At 41.2% G+C, this 19,512-nt stretch carries 14 protein-coding genes; 7 read left to right on the top strand and 7 right to left on the bottom strand.

The window, feature by feature from the left end; genetic code table 11:
* Positions 1 to 2,040: ELWxxDGT repeat protein (locus V7K98_RS16670; RefSeq protein WP_335023668.1), on the top strand; the 2,040-nt coding region annotated here is incomplete at its 5' end.
* A gap of 295 nt (positions 2,041 to 2,335) precedes the next feature.
* On the top strand, positions 2,336 to 2,956 hold the full coding sequence (locus V7K98_RS16665; protein ID WP_335023666.1) for a TMEM165/GDT1 family protein: 621 nt from the start codon (positions 2,336 to 2,338) through the stop codon (positions 2,954 to 2,956).
* Positions 2,957 to 3,051: 95 nt separating this feature from the next.
* Here the strand turns inward: V7K98_RS16665 and V7K98_RS16660 are convergent, their stop codons facing one another.
* Complete coding sequence (locus V7K98_RS16660; protein WP_335023664.1) at positions 3,052 to 3,945, bottom strand: Tfp pilus assembly protein PilF; 894 nt, start codon at positions 3,943 to 3,945, stop codon at positions 3,052 to 3,054.
* Between the two features lie 378 nt (positions 3,946 to 4,323).
* Here V7K98_RS16660 and V7K98_RS16655 point away from each other — a divergent pair, with 378 nt between their 5' ends.
* On the top strand, positions 4,324 to 5,364 hold the full coding sequence (locus V7K98_RS16655; RefSeq protein WP_335023662.1) for a hypothetical protein: 1,041 nt from the start codon (positions 4,324 to 4,326) through the stop codon (positions 5,362 to 5,364).
* 105 nt (positions 5,365 to 5,469) lie between these two features.
* Here the strand turns inward: V7K98_RS16655 and V7K98_RS16650 are convergent, their stop codons facing one another.
* Positions 5,470 to 6,639: a homocysteine biosynthesis protein gene (locus V7K98_RS16650; protein ID WP_335023683.1), complete on the bottom strand. Its 1,170-nt coding sequence runs from the start codon at positions 6,637 to 6,639 to the stop codon at positions 5,470 to 5,472.
* A 577-nt stretch (positions 6,640 to 7,216) separates the two neighbouring features.
* Here V7K98_RS16650 and V7K98_RS16645 point away from each other — a divergent pair.
* The 3 genes from V7K98_RS16645 to V7K98_RS16635 all read left to right on the top strand — a co-directional run bounded on the left by V7K98_RS16645 (position 7,217) and on the right by V7K98_RS16635 (position 11,073).
* Entirely contained in the window at positions 7,217 to 8,089 is an 873-nt protein-coding gene (locus tag V7K98_RS16645; RefSeq protein ID WP_335023660.1) for a DUF4231 domain-containing protein, read from the top strand.
* A gap of 534 nt (positions 8,090 to 8,623) precedes the next feature.
* Positions 8,624 to 9,892, top strand: a complete 1,269-nt coding sequence (locus V7K98_RS16640) for an MFS transporter (RefSeq protein ID WP_335023658.1) — start codon at positions 8,624 to 8,626, stop codon at positions 9,890 to 9,892.
* Positions 9,889 to 11,073 (top strand): anion transporter, encoded by a 1,185-nt coding sequence (locus tag V7K98_RS16635; protein ID WP_335023656.1) that lies wholly within the window; start codon positions 9,889 to 9,891, stop codon positions 11,071 to 11,073. Before V7K98_RS16640 ends, V7K98_RS16635 begins: the two co-directional genes overlap by 4 nt.
* A gap of 422 nt (positions 11,074 to 11,495) precedes the next feature.
* Here the strand turns inward: V7K98_RS16635 and metK are convergent, their stop codons facing one another.
* From metK to V7K98_RS16610, 5 genes are all read right to left on the bottom strand, one after another.
* Entirely contained in the window at positions 11,496 to 12,770 is a 1,275-nt protein-coding gene (metK, locus tag V7K98_RS16630; protein WP_335023654.1) for a methionine adenosyltransferase, read from the bottom strand.
* Positions 12,771 to 13,194: 424 nt separating this feature from the next.
* Positions 13,195 to 14,199: a phosphoribulokinase gene (locus V7K98_RS16625; RefSeq protein ID WP_335023652.1), complete on the bottom strand. Its 1,005-nt coding sequence runs from the start codon at positions 14,197 to 14,199 to the stop codon at positions 13,195 to 13,197.
* A gap of 845 nt (positions 14,200 to 15,044) precedes the next feature.
* A complete protein-coding gene (locus V7K98_RS16620; protein ID WP_335023650.1) occupies positions 15,045 to 15,743 on the bottom strand; it encodes a PIG-L deacetylase family protein in 699 nt (232 codons plus the stop codon).
* Positions 15,744 to 15,993: 250 nt separating this feature from the next.
* Positions 15,994 to 16,983 (bottom strand): glycosyltransferase family 2 protein, encoded by a 990-nt coding sequence (locus tag V7K98_RS16615; RefSeq protein WP_335023648.1) that lies wholly within the window; start codon positions 16,981 to 16,983, stop codon positions 15,994 to 15,996.
* Positions 16,984 to 17,612: 629 nt separating this feature from the next.
* Positions 17,613 to 17,804, bottom strand: coding sequence for a hypothetical protein (locus tag V7K98_RS16610; protein ID WP_335023646.1), 192 nt, complete (start codon positions 17,802 to 17,804; stop codon positions 17,613 to 17,615).
* Positions 17,805 to 18,037: 233 nt separating this feature from the next.
* On the opposite strand from V7K98_RS16610, the gene petH reads away from it, so the two are divergent.
* Positions 18,038 to 19,378: a ferredoxin--NADP reductase gene (gene petH / locus V7K98_RS16605; RefSeq protein WP_335023681.1), complete on the top strand. Its 1,341-nt coding sequence runs from the start codon at positions 18,038 to 18,040 to the stop codon at positions 19,376 to 19,378.
* Positions 19,379 to 19,512 lie beyond the last annotated feature (134 nt).

The raw sequence follows: 19,512 nt of genomic DNA, 5'->3' as shown, positions 1-19,512 counted from the left end.
AGTGGAGGAACTGAACTATGGAAGAGTAATGGTAAGGAATCTGGTACTGTCCGCGTCAAGGATATTTTCTCTGGTACGGGTAGCTCAAATCCGCAAAATCTGACCAATGTCAACGGCACACTTTACTTCAGTGCCACCGACAGCAGTGGAGGAACTGAACTATGGAAGAGTAATGGTAAGGAATCTGGTACTGTCCGCGTCAAGGATATTTTCTCTGGTACGGGTAGCTCAAATCCGCAGAACTTGACCAATATCAACGGTACGCTGTACTTTAGTGCCACCGATAGCGATGGGGGCACTGAACTATGGAAGAGTGATGGTACCGAATCTGGTACTGTTCGCGTCAAGGATATCTTCTCTGGCACTGGTAGCTCAAATCCGCAAAATCTGACCAATGTCAACGGTACGCTCTACTTCCGAGCTACTAATAGCAGTGAGGGTAGTGAATTGTGGAAGAGTGATGGTACGGAATCTGGTACCGTCCGCGTTAAGGATATTAATACTGCCACAGTCTCTTCTGAACCATATTTTCTGACAAATATCAATGACACGCTTTACTTTAGAGCTACCGACGGCAGTAGCGGCAATGAACTATGGAAGAGTGATGGTACAGAAGCTGGTACTGTTCGCGTCAAGGATATCTTCTCTGGTACGGGTAGCTCAAATCCGCAAAATCTGACCAATGTCAACGACACGCTGTACTTTAGTGCCTCCGACAGCAGTGGAGGCAATGAACTATGGAAGAGTGATGGTACAGAAGCTGGTACTGTCCGCGTCAAGGATATCTTCTCTGGGACGGGTGGCTCTGATCCTAACTTTCTGACGAATATCAACGATACGCTGTACTTCGTTGCTACCGACAGCAGTGGAGGTCGGGAACTGTGGAAGAGTGATGGTACCGAAGCTAGTACTGTCCGCATCAAGGATATTGTCTCTGGCACTGGTAGCTCAAATCCGCAAAACCTGACTAATGTCAACGGCACACTCTACTTTAGTGCTACCGACAGCAGTGGAGGTCGAGAACTGTGGAAGAGTGATGGTACCGAAGCTAGTACTGTCCGCGTCAAGGATATTTTCTCTGGTACGGGTAGCTCTTATCCGCAAAATCTGACTAATGTCAACGGCACGTTGTACTTCGTTGCAATCGATAATAGTAGCGGCAATGAACTGTGGAAGAGTGATGGTACGGAAGTTGGTACTGTCCGTGTTAAGGATATTTTCTCTGGTACAGGTAGCTCAAATCCGCAAAATTTAACCAATGTTAACGGCACGCTCTACTTCAGTGCTATCGACAGCAGTGGAGACAATGAATTATGGAAGAGTGATGGTACCGAATCTGGTACTGTCCGTGTTAAGGATATTTTCTCTGGCATTGGTAGCTCAAATCCGCAAAATCTGACTAATATCAATGGCACGCTGTACTTCAGTGCCTCCGACAACAGTGGGGGAACTGAATTATGGAAGAGTGATGGTACAGAAGCTGGTACAGTCCGCGTCAAGGATATTTTTTCTGGCATTGGTAGCTCAAATCCGCAAAATCTAACTAATATCAATGGCACGCTGTACTTCAGTGCCTCCGACAGCAGTGGGGGAACTGAATTATGGAAGAGTGATGGTACTGAGGCTGGTACTGTCCGCGTCAAGGATATTTTTTCTGGTACTGCTAGCTCTTACCCTAATAACTTTACTTACATCAATGACAAACTCTACTTTTTTGCGGACAACGGGAATACTGGGCAAGAACTTTTTCAGCTTGACCTGAACAATACTCCCACTCACCTGAGTAATAGCAGTATTGGAGGCAATGAGATCGGCACTAATTTTACTGTTGCAAATGATACTATCTTCGTTTCCAAGGCAGAATTAGGACTGAGCCAATCTCAGGATGTGACAATTGATTCAGGCTTGCTCCAACTTGGGACTAGTTCGATAACCGCAGACGATGGCTTGATCGACAATCAAACTACGGCGAACCTACTATTTGATCAACATGGACTTGGTGGTACAGAACAAGTTCAAATAGCCCCCTTCTCGAATTAGGCATGTAAATATTAACGTGATTGCCTAACTTTGCTATGTAGCTATTTGCCTTGACTTATACCTGTATAAAGATGTATGATCTAAATCACATTGAAGGGGAGTAGCTGCTGGCAAAAAATCAAAGCCAGTACATCTGAATCAACATACTGGCGATGAGCCTGGTTCAGATGGCAAGTAATCAATATTTGAAAGCGAGACCTTCACTAAGTTCACACCGAAAAGTGTAAACTTGGTGAGGTCTTTTGGTTCTCATCAAGCTTCACATCGGTAAACGATTCTTCAGGAGCTTGATAGAGTGTTAACAGCTTTTACCGCAGCCTTATTATTAATTACAGTTTCAGAACTAGGCGATAAAACATTTTTTATCGCCGTGATTTTGGCAATGCACCACCCTCGGCGGCTGGTATTTACAGGAGTGACAGCTGCTTTAGCCGCGATGACAATAATTTCGGTGCTATTTGGGCAAGTGGTATCTTTGTTGCCAAAAATTTATATTCATTACGCCGAAATAGCCTTATTTGTTGCCTTTGGTATCAAGCTGTTATATGACGCTAGTAAGATGTCTTCAGCTGGTTCTGATCCAGAAGTTGTAGAAGAAGCCGAGGCTGCGGTGAAAAAAGCAGATATGGAGTTACCAAAGAAAAAGACTTCCTTAGCAATTGTCATAGAAGCCTTTATATTGACATTTATGGCAGAGTGGGGCGATCGCACCCAAATTGCCACCATTGCCCTAGCAGCCGGAAATAATCCAATTGGAGTGACAATAGGTGCAATTTTAGGACATGCCATTTGTGCTGCGATCGCAGTTATTGGCGGCAAGATGATTGCCGGACGCATTTCTGAGCGTCAAATCACCTTTATTGGCGGATGCCTATTTTTAGTCTTTGGTGTCGTTGCTGCTATTGAGGGAGCATGAGGGGAAGAAGGTAGGGGGCAGGGGGAGTAAGGGAAGATGAGGAAGATGAGGAAGAAGAATTAATAACCTATGCCCAATGCCCAATGCCCAATTCCCTACTTCGGAGTACTTTTCAAGGAAGGTGCGGGAGACGCAACCGGATTAGGTATGGGGGAACTTGTTGCTGCCTTTTTAATTTCGTCTTTATACTGAGCAGGTGCTAAAGCTGCGGCACTATCAAACAAAGGTTTTGCATCTGCGTCTTTGCCCTGTTGTTTCAAGAGCATTGCTTTTGCCACAACGGGGCGAAAATCTTTAGGATCTTTCTTAATTGCCTGATCGTAAGCAGAGCTAGCTTGAGCGTAGCGTTTCTGGGAAGCGTGAACAGAACCTAACAGCACCTGCACGGCTACTGTATCGACACTTCCAGGCTGAATTGTATTTGCTTGGGTTGCTTTAGAGAGGGATTCTTGCAGCAAACCAATAGCTGCTTCTGGGCGTTGCTGACTGATTAATAAAGCCACCATTCCTTGCAAAGCCTTCAAATCGCCCGGTTTGGTGGACAAAATCGCGCGATAAGCTTGGGCGGCTCCTTCGCGATCGCCTATTTGCTGTTTAGCTTGAGCCAGTAGTACTGAATATTCTGACTGTTCGGGATTCAGCTTGGCTAGCTTTTCCAGGGGTTCAATGACGACTTGGATATCAGCTGGTTTAATCTCACTTTTTTCTTTTTGACTTAGTAGTTGTAGCCGCGCCTGCAATAAACCCTTAAGCGCAGTCTGATTTTCCGGTTCCCTTTGCAAAACCAGTTCATAACCTCGTACTTCATCTTCCAGTTTTGATTTTTGGTCAGCAGAGGGCAAAGTGCCTCTAGTGCTAGCGGTATTCTGGTTGGAGGATGGCGTATTATTAAATGCTCCAATTATGGGAATCACTGAAACACCCACAAAAGCAAGAACTGCCAGCGCCAATACGACTTGAACTATCCAGCGATTGCGTGTTTGAAACACAGTTTTGTCTTTCTCCTGAACTCTAATGACATTATCATTTACACAAATCGTAAAGTTAAAAATTTCCAAAACTTTGCGGAATACCGCCAATTGCCTGTGAATTTTATAACAATTAACTATCTACACTGCTAAAGTAAGTGATGACTTTAGGAGGAGCCGTCAGAATTGTAGCTATGATATGCTTCCCAAACTAGTGTCAAGGCGCTAAATTACACGTTTTATGTACAAACACTAAATTTAGCGCCTTTAAGATTGTATAGAGTACCCTAGTGTGGCTTTGTGAAAAGCAAATATACTTTCATCAGTCGCACAAATGCTCTTTTCAGCTACCTTTATAAAATCCCACAATGGGATGTGTCTCCGCCGCAAGGAGTTTTTATGAATTCCGACCTGATGCCGTTGCCTGAATCCTCCAATTCTTCTGCTTCTAACAAAGGCCCTACTAACATAGAGACAGCCGCTAATGTTCACATAGCGACAAAATCCTCTAAGTCTGAAAATTCGCCTGTCAACCCCAGTGAGACTGACTCAAATGGAAACTTAGTCAATCGACAGCAACCGATTCCGCCTCCCAGCGAACCGATGCAGTACCGAGCCATCGGATTAGTCCGGGGTCGCTATCATGCTAGCAGCGAACAATTTACTCAAGGTACGCTGCTAACTACAGATGGTGTAGAACTCAATGCCGTCCTCCTAGGCCGGATTATGAGCCTAGTCAAGAATCATCTAGACTTAGAAAAAGAACACTTGTGGGTAGTATATCCACGGACAAGACAAGAAAATGACACCTTGCACATCCAAATCGTCGGAGTTTGGGAGCCAGAAAATCTGGCTAAAAACTCAACAGATGAGGATGATTTAGATTTAGAGTTGCAAGAGTCACAGACAACCGATGATGGCTTATCGGAAAATTCTGAATCAAGCACAATTCCCACGATTCCCTCGTCAGAAGTTGCCGATGGTGGTTTTTCTGTTCGTGGTGAGGTAGTATACCAGTCTTTTGACGCTAAGAGCTTAGTAGTCAAAATTAGACAGGCTGCACGTAAACCAACTGACAAACCCAAATATTTCAAGTTGAAATTGCGGGGTGTCCTAACCACCAAAGCGGTAGGAAAGTTCTGGGACTTCCAAGCCAAGCGAGAAGCTGATGTTTTAATAGTAGAAAAAGCTGAAGCGATCGCTGACTTGCCCAAAAAACGCAAACCACCATTCAGAGGTGGCCCTCGTGCTGGCGGTGGCGGTGGTATCGGTGCTGGTGTTGGTGGTAGAAAACCATTCCCCCCCAGACGCAGTGGCGAAACCCCGCGTCCCATCAAGAAAACAGGCGCAGGCGGCGACACTTCTGTAGTGTCAAAACCTGTACCAAAAACGCCCGCTCCTAAGCCTATTATCAAGCGACCGAAACCGACTCAAGAATAAGGGGATTGGGCATTGGGCATTGGGCATTGGGCATTGGGTAAAACTCTTTCCCATTCGCAATTCGCAATTCCCAATTCGCCATTCGCCATTCCCAATTCCCCAAGATTAAAAATCCGTCCGACGATCTTGGGGTAGAAACGATCGCTCCATCGGAATTGGAGAAACTGGCTCTGTAAGGGTAAATGTCCCTGCTTCGATCCACTTTTTCAACTCTAGGGCGACTTGTCTAGAAAAAAACAAACTCGCTAAAGGGGCAGAGCGTACCGTTTTGCCCTCAATAGTGATCCTCCCAGATTTCAGTTGCGCGTAACTCACCAAACCAAAGGTGGGACGAACGCGCCGGGGAATAGAAAAATCCACTATTGGGGCAACTAAGTCTTTATCCTGTACGGCACAGTGTTCAATTACTTGTTCATTTAATACAGGGAGTGGGACACCAACGCCTAACATCAACGAGGGGCCATAACTTTTGAAGTAACAACCCCGCACCCAATGAGCATCCATTTGCTTGGCATCACCAATTAAAGCTAAAGTGGCAGAAGGCCCAATGGGTGTACGATTAGCTAAACGCTTTTGTAAGGGGAAGTGCTGAGTGCCTTCCCAAGCGACATAGCCAATACCACCGCCTAAAAAAATTCGAGTCCCGATACCAACGAGTTGCAAATCGGGATCGTTGAGTAAGGGGGAAATAGCACCGGGATTAGAGTAAACGGCATTCCCTAGACGCGGTTGTAAAGGGCCCAGATAGGTGAAGAGGGGGCGATCGCCACCATTTACACCTACAATAAAATTTTGATAAAGATTGCGCGGATTGAATAAATAAAACTGATTAATCGTTTCACGGGTAACTGTAGTTTCAAAAGTTGCTCTGGGGTAACAATCAGTTACTTGTCCTTGCGCTTTTACGTGTATAGCTTTGCCAGCGATTAAATCTTCGATTACATGACCCCCACCACGTTCTCGCACTTCTTCCCCATCCGTCGTCTCTACAGCACAACTCGCACCCAAGTATAAATCTACTGCCCCAAAACCAGAATATGCTGGCACACCATCTAACCAGCAACGACGAATTTTTATCGGGGGATCAGTGTGTCCGAGATTGATAATTGCACCACTTGATTCCATCGGCTCAAATGTGCCAGTGGTAATTACATCAACTTCTTTAGCAGCTTTAGTAACACCAATTTCTACAACTCGTGCTTTTAACTCTTCAGTTGTCAGTACTACCGCACGTTGGCGGATAATTTTCTCGTTAATTTCTGCAATTGTTCGCATCTTATCAGTGCTAGCGCTTCCTGCTGTCTTTCCTCTTTGAAGGATAGCTTGATCAATCAGAGAATCTTGCATAATTTCCTCTCAAAATATTTGTTTGCCAATCTCTACGCGAGAGCTTAACACCCCAGATAGAGTTAAAATTCCCATTCAACTATTACAAAGTCGAAATCATATATTTTTTGAGACAGCGCATACTTATATTAAAAAGATTTTGTTTATAAGTAAAATCACTATTAAACAAAACCTTGTATTATCAATCAAATGTATGTATGGTTATGATTAACTGGACTTGCTAGACTTAAATCATTTTACATAACCAGAAAGAAAGATTTCTGGCTTTGGTGAAGGATTCTAAGGCAACTAGTCAATCCCAAAGTGGAATCTAATAGCAGATGCTAGAAAAGTTTGGGAAGGGAGAAGCTACTTAAGAGCAGTAATAGAAGGTACGTCTAAGCAAAAGTTAAAAGGCAAGTTATTTACTAATTGATCTTGACTTCTACGCTGCTCAATGTAATTCTACTTCTTGCTATTCATTTTATTGCTATATTTAACCCGATAACGAATTGAGTAAGAGGCAATGACTACTTCTGAATTACCTAATCTTAATCAAAGTAAGATTTCCGATAGGATTGAAAACTTATCCTCCACATCAGATGAAAAAAAGTTCTTTAACTTGAAGGTAATTGAGTATTTATTACTTGCAGCTTTTGTTTCTTCTGCACTTTTTATTGTTTTTCTTTCAGAAGATAAAACAGTTGTCATTTCAGGAGCAGTATCTCTAACCTTTATATTTTTTTTGTTGCTTATCAATAGACAAGTCTTTCAGAACTATAAGAAGGCAGCTTATCAGTCAGAACTTACCAAAAAAGCTGAACTATATAGTTATCTATTAACCAATCCTAATTCTTGGGATAAAGAAACACTGACTCTAACAAGAGGGAAGGCTTTACAATACAGCCAAGACTTGATTGACGATTATAAAAAAATTAGGGGTGTATCAAGGAACCTTTACTATAGTTTGCAAATTGCGACAGTGATTTTATCAGGAGTTACACCAATTTTAGTTCTTGTAGACAAATTAGAAGCAGGACAAGCTTGGTTAAAATGGCTGCCTGTACTGTGTCCAGCTATTGCTTCTATCGTTGCCAGTATAGTTACCTCTTTTCCTTTTCAGAAGAATTCTCTTGCTGCTAACACAGCCGTTGAATTGTTAGAAGCTGAACAAGAGAAATTTATATTGGGAGTAACTCCACCTTATCGTTGCTATGATGTATCTGATGAAAGCCAACAGCAACAAAAGGCAAGTCAAGCATTAGAATACTTTATTGTTCAAGTGAACAACATTCATCTCAACCAATTGCAACAAACGAGTGACACGCAATCAGAGAAAACAGAATCTACTTCTTCATCTAATGAGTCAAATAAAGCAGGAGCGGAGGCAAGGAAGTAGAAGGATAACTGATTAGATAATTGCGATCGCAAATCAGTCGAGTATTGTTTAAAATAGGATTTCTTCAGACTGCCTGGAAAAGCTCAGATTCCCGATTTTTTTAAAAAGTCGGGAATTTTATTGTTATTTCCCTCTAGTAAGTAAGTAGGCGTAATTAAATATAAGATCAAATCTCACCCTCAATCCCTCTCCTTACTAAGGAGAAGGAAGTCGGAGGTATAGTGATGTTTTATACTTAATTTGACCGACTTACTTGTTTTGCATCTGCCAAAAAATAAATCTTTTGTAGGGTGGGCATCTTGCCCACCCTAGCTGTGCAAAAAATTAAATACACGACAGCTTAGAAGACTGTCAGTACCTTTTTTTGCCTGAATCTGATACTGTTGGTGTAATATTATTGCTTAACTCAGTTTTTGTAGATGCACTGGTAAAGGTTTTCTCGCCAGATGTAACTGAATGCCCATAAATTTGGCACGATTTTTGTACAAGAGTTTTGCGACTTCTTCATAGCCTATCAAACATCGCTAAAGACTTATGCAAACAGAGCAAAGACCGAGTAAGAAAAGTTTACGCTCCCTTGATTACTTGAATGTGTTTCTCGCAGATGTGCGGGATGGTGTTGGGCCATATCTGAGCATTTACCTGAAAGCCTCACAAAATTGGAATCCAGCCCAGATTGGAATGGCGATGTCAGCTTCAACAATTGCCACAGTTATTGTCCAAACACCGGCTGGTGCATTGGTTGACAGGCTACGTCAGAAACGGATGTTGATTGTACTGGCCTCTGTATTTGTTTCTATCGGCTGTATTGCTATCGGCTTGTTCCCCAGTTTACCTGTTGTCATTGGCTCTCAAATCATGATTGGCATTGCAGCAGCAATTTTCCCACCCGCTATTACTGCTATTACTCTGGGACTGGTAGGACACGAGAGATTAGATAGGCGGATAGGTCGTAATGAAACATTTAACCATACAGGGAATCTCCTAGCTGCTACTCTCGCTGGTTTAGTAGGTTATTTTATTGCACGCAAGGCAATATTTTTCCTAGTTGCAGCTATGGCTGTGGGTAGTATTATTTCGGTGAAGATGATTCGTGAAAGAGAGATTAACCACGAAGTAGCGCGTGGAGATGGAGAAGAGGACAAAGAGGAGGATAAAGAAAAACAGCAACAGGGATATGAAGGCATATTGCAATTATTAAGCGATCGCAAAATCTTATTCTTTACCGTTGCAGTAGTTCTGTTTCACTTTGCCAATGCTGCTATGTTACCGCTAGTTGGTCAAGAATTGGCGCAGGGTAAAGGGACAAGTGACACAGTTTATATGTCTGCTTGCATTATTGTGGCTCAGTTGGTAATGATTCCAGTCTCCAACTTGGCTGGACGTTTCGCACATACAGCCCGAAAACCCATATTCCTCCTTGGCTTTGCCGTCTTGCCCATTCGAGGAGTGCTGTATACACTTTCGGACAATCCCTATTTTCTGGTTTCTGTGCAAATTCTGGATGGTATTGCAGGCGGGATTTTTGGGGTGCTTTCCGTGTTAATGGTAGCTGATTTGACTAAAGGCACAGGGCGCTTTAATGTTACCCAAGGGATGCTCAACACTGCCATTGGTGTGGGTGCGGGTTTAAGCAATGTCTTAGCTGGGTTTGTGGTTAAAAGTGCTGGTTATAATGTTGGTTTTTTGATTTTAGCAGTGATCGCAGTTGTGGCTTTAGGAGTTTTTTGGTTCTGTGTACCTGAAACAAAAACAGGAGTTAATAAAAAGACATCACCTCAAAAGCATCTAGCGAAACCATGATTGTTTTCAAATACATCATCATTGGGCTGACTTATATAGGTTTGGGTTTAGGATATATACCTGGTTTGCGGATGAACCGAGCCAGTATCGCTTTAGTTGGTGCATCTTTGCTGATGGCATTAGGGGTATTAGACCTCAAAGAAGCATGGCTTGCCATAGACTATAAAACGCTGGTTTTCCTGTTTGGCATGATGGTAATCAGCACAAACTTGGCTTACGCTGGTTTTTTCCAACTAATGCTTGATACAGTTATACACTTTACCCGCAGCCCTTTAGGTTTGCTGATTGTTTTAACTTTTGGCAGTGGAATTCTCTCCGCTTTTTTTCTGAATGATACCATCGCTCTAATTCTGACTCCTTTGGTTCTTGGCTTAACCCAAACTTTGAACCTCAATCCTATTCCTTACTTACTTGCCTTGGCGGGAGCAACTAATCTAGGCTCAGTAGCTACCTTAAGTGGTAATCCGCAAAACATTCTAATTGGTTCCTTCTCTGGTATCAGCTATCTCGATTTTGCTAAAGCATTGACTCCCATAGCATTAGTAAGTTTGTTGATCCAAATTGGTTTACTATGGTGGCTTTATCCTGATGTCCGTTCTACTAAGTCTTGTCAGAGTGTAACCCCTGTGCGTTACCGCATATTTAAACCGTTACTAACTAAAAGTCTATTGATAACCACAGGACTATTAATTGCATTCTTAATTGGGATACCCCCAGCCCAAGCAACACTAATAGCTGCTGGTTTACTATTTATTACTAGGCGAATCAAACCACAACGAGTTTTAAATAAAGTCGATTGGGACTTACTGGTGATGTTTTCTGGACTGTTTATTGTGACTGCTGGAGTGGAAAAATTAGGAATATTGAATTTATTTAGTGGTTTAGTTCATACTCCCCTGAGCATCTTAGGAGTTACCGCTCTCCTTTCAAATTTAGTTTCTAATGTTCCAGCAGTATTGCTACTACAACATTTACTTCCCCATTCAGACACAAAAACCTGGTTACTATTAGCAGCAGCATCTACTTTAGCAGGTAATCTGACTTTGTTAGGTTCAGTTGCTAATTTAATAGTTGCTGAGGCTGTTGCAAAGCTTGGTTATCAGTTGTCATTCTGGGAACATTTGCGTTTTGGTCTACCGCTAACTGTCCTGACTCTCACCCTGGCTTATTATTGGATTTAAGTACTTTGTCCTTTGTCATTGTTCATTGGTAAGAGTTTGAAGCCTGTTTACGTTTGGTAACATAGTTTGATTTATCTCCGCCGACTTACTTACAGCGTATTGCGGGTAAATGAAGTACACGGGTAGGGGCACAACATGTTGTGCCCCTACGATGATCTGTACCTCACCAAGTTGCAATCTGCTGTAGTTATTTGTCATTTGTCAAACTTCGACTTTCAGACTCAAAGCCTCAATTTCCATGTTTCAAGATATTCCCCTGCTTCTCATCTACTTATCAGTCAACCTCCGGTGATGTGAAGACTTTATCCCGGCAATTTTACTGTATATTATAGACCCCTCCTCGCAAGCGGGGAGGGGGTTGGGGGTGGGGTTCTTGTGCCTTACAAAGTCCGAGAACCGCTATAGATGCTTTTCAGCTTAGTCTAAGTTAGTGCCTGAGCAACTACTGCCGAAAGTGACTCATTTGCGGCTTGCTTCAACAACTCTGCTTTATCGGTCTGTTCCCAAGGTAAGTCTAAATCAGTCCGCCCAAAATGACCGTAAGCTGCAACGTCCTGATAAAAACGTCCGCCTCGTTCACTTGGTAAGTTGCGTAAGTTGAAGGTATGGATAATTCCTGCTGGACGCAGTTCAAAGTGTTGGTTGATTAATTCCAGTAAGGTTTCTTCATCCACTTTGCCGGTACCAAAGGTATCTACTAAAATGCTTGTTGGTCGTGCTACACCAATAGCATAAGATAGTTGAATTTCAACTTTTTCTGCTAACCCGGCAGCGACAATGTTTTTCGCCACATAACGAGCCGCATAAGCAGCAGAACGATCTACTTTCGTGGGGTCTTTGCCAGAAAAAGCACCGCCACCATGCCGTGAATAACCACCGTAGGTATCAACAATTATTTTCCGTCCTGTCAGACCAGAGTCTCCTTGAGGGCCACCAACGACAAATTTGCCAGTGGGGTTGACCAAAAAACGTGTTTCCTCATTAGGCTTAATGTCAATGTCACCGAAAACAGGTTCGACTACTGCTGCCCAGAGGTCTTGTTTAATTTTGGCTTGTACACCTGCCTCATCCGTAATTTCCCCAATACTGGCTGTATGCTGGGTGGAAATTAGAATTGTATCAATACCTACTGGTCTTCCATCTTCGTAAACCACAGTTACTTGGGTTTTACCGTCAGGACGCAGGTATGACAATTCACCTGTTTTGCGGACTGCTGCCAATCGGCGGGCAATGCGGTGAGCGAGACTGATGGGTAAGGGCATCAGTTCTGGTGTTTCATTGCTGGCAAAGCCAAACATTATACCTTGGTCGCCCGCACCAATTTTGTCGAATTGTTCATCACTATCTTGCTCGCGGGTTTCTTGAGCAGTATTAACGCCTTGGGCAATATCGGGTGATTGTTCGTCTAAAGCCAGTAGAACGCTGGTGCTGTTAGCAGAAAAGCCATTATCGGCATTAGTATAGCCAATTTCAGCAATTTTTTTGCGTGCGAGATTGACGAAATTTACATTGGCTTTGGTGGTTATTTCACCAGTGATTAGCACCAAACCAGTGTTAACTACTACTTCAGCAGCAACACGACTGCTAGGATCTTGTGTCAATAAGGCATCCAGAATGGTATCAGAAATCTGATCGCAGATTTTATCTGGATGACCTTCGGTGACTGACTCGGAGGTAAATAAATATCGACGAGACAAAGCAAATTCCTCCTGACTTGAGTTTTTTAGCTGACTAAATGTGGTATTTAGTTCAACTACCTATATTTAACGTGAGTTAGATGAACCTTTTCCTGACTTGAACTTAAGTTCTAATCTGTTCCTCTCCCACTTGGAGAAGGACGGTTTTGCGTAGTAAAACCTCTGAGAGGTTTGTAATTCACCTCGTTAAGCGAACACGACATTAGCTGCCGAACTCACGTTAATTTATGAAATCATAACAATATTTATACTTGAGTAGTTAGTATCTTCCTAAGATTGATAAAAACCAATAATTATAAGGTAAGTATCTTTAAAAAATTTCAATTGATACTAAATTATTTTGTAGCCAAAATGTATTTAATAACACAAAAAAAGGGAACGCCCAAAAGCGCCCCCATAAACTTTGACACAAGCACTGCTGCTTTTAAACCTGAACCGCTAACTTTGCTTCCGCAGCTGTTAAACGCTCATAAGCAGCGCGCATTTTCAAACCTGTAAGCACTTGGAAGAAACCAGTACCATTATTGGAACCTGGATACTCACGGTGCTGGAGTAACAAGTGAGTCAATTCACCCTGATATTTTGTGGATGTATTACTGAGATGAGTTTCGATATAAATTACTTCTTCCAAGTTGTCAAATTGACCATCCACCTCTAGTACTGAGACATAGCGACCATAGTAAACATCTGAGCCATAGTATAGTTGCATACCAGGGTAGGAACAGGTTAGCTTACGTCCACAGGGAGTCCAATTAATTGTTGACCCTTCATCAAATAGGTAGGTCGGATCAAAGCCTTCCTTACCTTCTCTCTGAAGCATACGTACTCTTAGTACCCTACGCTCAGTGTCGTTTTTGATCAAGTTGGTGGGTAATACTTGGAGAACTACATCGGCAAATTCTCTTTGTGGTTCGATAAACTTTTCAAAGTCGGGTTTGCGAGAATTGATTTGTGCTAGCACATCTTCGTAGCGATGACCGCGTTCAGCCATATCTCGCTGGATTTTCCAGGCAATTTTGACTTCATCGCTAATGTCAAAATAAACACTGAAGTCGATTAGCGATCGCACCCGCTCATCATATAAAGGATGCAGTCCTTCAACAACTATAATGTGATTTGGCTCCACACGTTCTGGTGGATCGAGCAAGCCAGTTTCATGATTGTAAATGGGCTTATCAATGCCTTGACCACTTTTGAGCGCTTTAATTTGCTCATACATTAGGTCAAAATTGTTCGCCCTGGGGTCTAGTGCCGTTATCCCAGTTTCTTTACGCTGTTTACGATCCAAGGAGTGATAATCATCTAAACAGATGACTGTCATTAAATCTTCACCAAATAAATCTATCAAACGACGCAAAAACGTAGATTTACCGCATCCAGAGTCTCCGGCTACTCCAATCAGTACCACGTGTTCCGGCTTACTTGTCATAAATCCCCTCTAAAATACTAAAATTGTGTCAATATTTTTTCACACAGCAGATTCCGAAGCCAGGAGTTACCCCTTTGGTTTATCCTGCGTTCTTGCTACCTAGCACATCTATAAGACACCAAGCGGGTAGGCAACAAAGGAAGCAGGAGGCAGGAGGCAGCAGGTAGGAGGTAGAAGTAAGCCACGTTTAAAAGCGTGGGATTTAAGCTGTAGACACCTTGTATCTCGCGGCACTTTTCGCTCAATACAATTCTCCTTTTTGAACTGGGCTTTTGACCCAGAAATAAAATTTTCATTCATACTTCTTTCCTCTTGCCCTCTGCGTCTCCCTCCTGCCTTCTCTTATAAGTTGCTACTCGTCGGACTAGCCTGAATTTTGGTGCCGGTAAGTATTTAATCCTAAGTGGTATATTTGATTTTAACAGAAGGGGGTATCGCATACAATATTTGCTGTCAAGAAGAATTAGCGTATCTCCTTTGTCATTTGTAATACATAAGACAAATGACTAATGACAGCCTTAGCGCAAAAATGTGCAATTTTAAGTAAATTTATGGACTTTGCTGCGATCGCCAGAGTATTTTATCAATAAATCGCCATTCATTTAACCCACCAGAGACAAGCATAGGAAACATCCATATCCACTTGGTTCACCACCTTGTACCTTGATACGTGGCAAAACTAGCACCGTGTTGGGTAGCCGCTTTCCTTAAGAATCTGGGTTGTAGAATTGTTAAAATCAGCCAATGCAGCAAAGGTATATGTAAAAGCTGTTACCTGAACCGTAAGTTTTTTTCTATAGCTTCACGAGACATGAAAGTTACTGAAATAGCCTTCTTAAACCAATTCACTTCTGAATGGAGTCTAATTTAAAAAAAACCTCATAAGGCAAGAAAAACTGTTTGAGGAAACTACGGCTAAGTACTGCAGCCGATTTAGCATCTATAGGTAAGTATTGAGAACTGTAGGCTTCAATAGCTTGTCTTTTTTTGTCTTGAACATGATGAATAGACAAACGATAAGCACCTGCTAAATCTTCAAGTTGCACGTTCCCATCCGTTAAAAAATTGCAGAACATCCAAATAGCGTACTGCAACACATCAGTTTTAATCTCAGAAAACATAATTGCTTCTTGAACTAACTTATAAGTTGCTTCATGATCTTCACTACGATCGTGACGATGAGTAACATATACTTCTTCTGGTTGAAAAGATTGTAAGAGTTGAGCTAATTGTTCGATAGTTTGCTGGCGTTCAACTGAATTCAAAAAGTTAAGTTTACCATCAGGCTCATCAATAAAATGAATTTGTGATGGTTTAATACCTAAAATACTTAAGGCTTTCAGTGCTTCTTCTCTACGGATGGGAACTATTTCTCCAGCTTGAAATTGAGGATGCCAAGAATGAGAAGCTGCCCCATCAGTAATAAAAACAACTTGCACTGGAATATTCTGCTCTTGCTTAGATGCAATTAAACCACCACAACCTAGTACTTCGTCATCTTGATGGGGCGCAACTACCATCACCGATTTTTGACTAATATTCATAGGTTGACTAGCATAATGGATTAGCCATCTGTATATGAATGCGTTTGAAAATAGCTTAAATATCCATAAAATTTTATTTTGCACCTGAACTATGTAATTGTTTATCTGCACTGTAGTACTCCATTTCTCACCACAAATACAATTGTAATTTATAATTATTTATAATATTAATTATTAAATAGCCTTTCCAAGCTCAACGGCTAAAAATAAATTAACTTAGTAAAACTCTATTTCCAATACATATTTAACATTACTGATTTTGTAAATTCTCTTTGATGCCTAATTTTATTTTTTTCTTTTTAATTATTCTATCAATTATGCCTGGAAGGTAGGAAGTAAGAAGAGCAAAAAAATATGGATTGTTTATTATTTGAATTAAACCATTGAAGTATTGTTTTTTTTTGATAGACTCAACAACTTGATAATAAGCTAAAGAGTTTCGAGAAATTCTTACTTTGTTAGATAAAGCTTTAGCTAAATTAGGAACGCCATTAACTAGATCCTTCATTGCCATCAATTCTGTAATTTTCAGGCAAGTTACTTCAATAATTTGCTTCGCACTCGAATGCACTAAGGAACCTGGACGAGAGCGATAAAAATAATATGGTTCTGGTACAAGTATAAATTTTGCACCAAACAATAAACACTCTAGATATAACCAAAAGTCTTCATTTATTCTTAATCTTTCATCGTACTTAATACTATTATTAATTAAAAAATCTCGCTTAATCATAGGCTGTGATAAACCAAGATGTAACCCCTGTTTTCCAAATATATCGGTTTCTACAAAATAAAGTGTATCGATTAATTTTAGTTGTTTAATGCACTCTCCACCTTCACGAATTAATGTACTCCAAGGATAGTCTTTCCCATTTTCTATAAAAAATAAGTCATCTGCAACCATGTCAGCTTGTTCTGAGTATGCTATCTGTAAAAGTTTTTCTAATCGTTCTGGTGCATACCAATCGTCAGAATCAAGAACAGCCACCCATTGACCTTCAGCTATTCTTAAAGCACGATTACGCGTACCAGAAACACCAAGATTTTTTTCATTGACTAATATCTTCAACCGATGATCCTTAAACTTCTTTATTACCGCTAATGTGTTATCAGTAGAGGCATCATCAATAACAATTACTTCAATATTACTAATAGTTTGATTCAAGGCTGAATCTATAGCTTTAAAAATATAATTTTCAGTATTATATGCTGGAATAATTATAGATACTTCAGGTTTCATGGTAGTTAAATTAAAAAATTTCTGTCCCAGATTTTTCACAAAGCCTGAAAAAGTGAAGTCAAAAACTGTTAAAACGCCCAGTTACAAATTTACATGAGTTTTAACAACCTTTGACAAAGATTATCATTAAAAAAGATTCTATATCAGAAAGGTTAAGGTTTGAATAAGAAAACTCCTAATTTTTTCTTTCTTAGAAAAAAATCTGATACGAGTATTGTGACTGTAAGTAATTTCAGTTTGTAGGTATAATTTTGTTTCCCATCAGATTTTTTCACCTAAATTGAATCTCAATTACTGGTGGACAATGCTCAAGATATTTAAAGCCAAAATCTATCTAATGAATGAGTTTGCAATTATCATAAGTCAGAGTTATAAATTTCTCAAGCTACTCAAATAGAAGTGTCCGTGTTCAAGCAAGGTGCTGATATAAGTTGACAAATTTTTCACATCAAGTAAAAATTAGTTATAGTTACTTAGACAATAGTTATATTTGTCGTTCTGTTCAAAGCTGAAGTTGTCCTAGTTGTGTAATTAACTATGACCAAGTGATAAATGTAACTAACAGTATTTTGAGAGATTAAAAGATTTGGGTTAAGTAAAACCAATCGGAAGAAAACCTTCCCAGATTATCATTCTCCGATGTAAACGCCTGGAATAGCCAAGTACAATATTAACTTTTGGAGGGATGAGCGATCGCTTCCACCAATCAAAGCAGACTTCTGAGAATATCTGCTATTGTGAGTTGCACCTTGGATCGTCAGGTAAAAAGCATCTCCCTGATAGGGGTGATAGTTAACGAAAAAAAGATTAAATTGACTCATTATTAACATTCTCCACAAGAATTATCCTTTACCTTAGAAGATGAACAGGTGTGTTTTTTGCTATGCCTGCATGTCTTTGGTGAGTGTACTTAGCAAGGCATTAATTTAATGATGCCGTTTTTCCTTAAGAGCCAGTTTTGTGAAGCGAAAATCCGGTAAACTAAAGCTGGCAAGGTAGGGGAACAGTTTTTTTTTGAAAAACGGTTAAGTAAATTATCGGAGTGCTAGAACGAATGTACAATCAAGGTGCTGTTGAGGGTGCTGCCAACACAGAATTAGGTAGCCGCATCTTCCTCTATGAAGTGGTGGGTTTGCGTCAGAGCGAAGAAACTGATCAAACTAACTACCCAATTCGGAAAAGTGGCAGTGTGTTCATCAGAGTGCCTTACAACCGGATGAATCAAGAAATGCGACGTATCACTCGTCTAGGCGGCACAATTGTTAGCATCCAGCCTGTAACTGCTCTAGAGCCAGTTAATGGTCAAGCCTCATTTGGGAATGCTAATAGCGTTGTCAGCCAGTTAGCGACATCTGGGGAAACTGCTAACACTGAAGGGAATGGTAAAGCCACACCTGTAAATGCTCATGGTGAAGCCAAAGGCTTCGCCAAACCACCAGCTGAAGAACAGAACAAGGACAAGAAAGGCAACACCATGACTCAAGCGAAAGCCAAAAAAGACCACGGTGACGTTCCTGTTAACACTTACCGTCCCAATGCTCCGTTTATTGGCAAGGTAGTATCTAATGAACCACTAGTCCAAGAAGGTGGTATTGGTATTGTTCAACACCTTAAGTTTGACCTATCTGGTAGTGATTTGAAATATCTAGAAGGTCAAAGTATTGGGATTATTCCACCAGGAGTAGATAAGAACGGTAAACCGGAAAAACTCAGACTATATTCTATCGCCTCAACTCGTCATGGCGACAATCTAGATGATAAGACAGTATCACTGTGTGTCCGTCAGTTAGAATACAAGCACCCAGAAACTAGCGAAACAGTCTACGGTGTTTGCTCTACACACCTGTGTTTCCTCAAGCCAGGGGAAGATGTGAAAATTACAGGGCCAGTGGGTAAGGAAATGTTGTTACCCCAAGATCCTGAAGCTAATGTGATCATGATGGCAACTGGAACAGGTATTGCTCCGATGCGGGCTTATCTGTGGCGGCAGTTTAAAGATGCAGAAAGAGCCGCTAACCCAGAATACCAATTTAAAGGATTCTCTTGGCTGATATTTGGCGTACCAACAACTCCAAACCTTTTATATAAGGAAGAACTGGAAGAAATTCAACAAAAATATCCTGAGAACTTTCGCCTCACTGCTGCCATCAGCCGCGAACAGAAAAATCCCCAAGGCGGTAGAATGTATATTCAAGACCGCGTAGCAGAACATGCTGATGAATTGTGGCAGTTGATTAAAAATGAAAAAACCCACACCTACATCTGCGGTTTACGCGGTATGGAAGAAGGTATTGATGCAGCTTTAACTGCTGCTGCTGCTAAGGAAGGCGTAACCTGGAGTGTTTACCAGAAGGAAATCAAGAAAGCTGGTCGCTGGCACGTAGAAACTTACTAAAATTAGTCATTGGTCATTTGTCATTAGTCATTAGTTTTAGACGAAGGGCGAAGGACAAATGACAAAGGAAGCAGGATAATCAGTAGGTAGGGCAAATGCTCTACCTACAATTGTTATTTGTGAAATTGGGTGCA

The organism is Nostoc sp., from assembly GCF_036917435.1.
Lineage (GTDB): Bacteria > Cyanobacteriota > Cyanobacteriia > Cyanobacteriales > Nostocaceae > Nostoc.
Note: the sequence above shows the minus strand (reverse complement) of the source record. Positions and strands in the feature narration are given on the sequence as shown.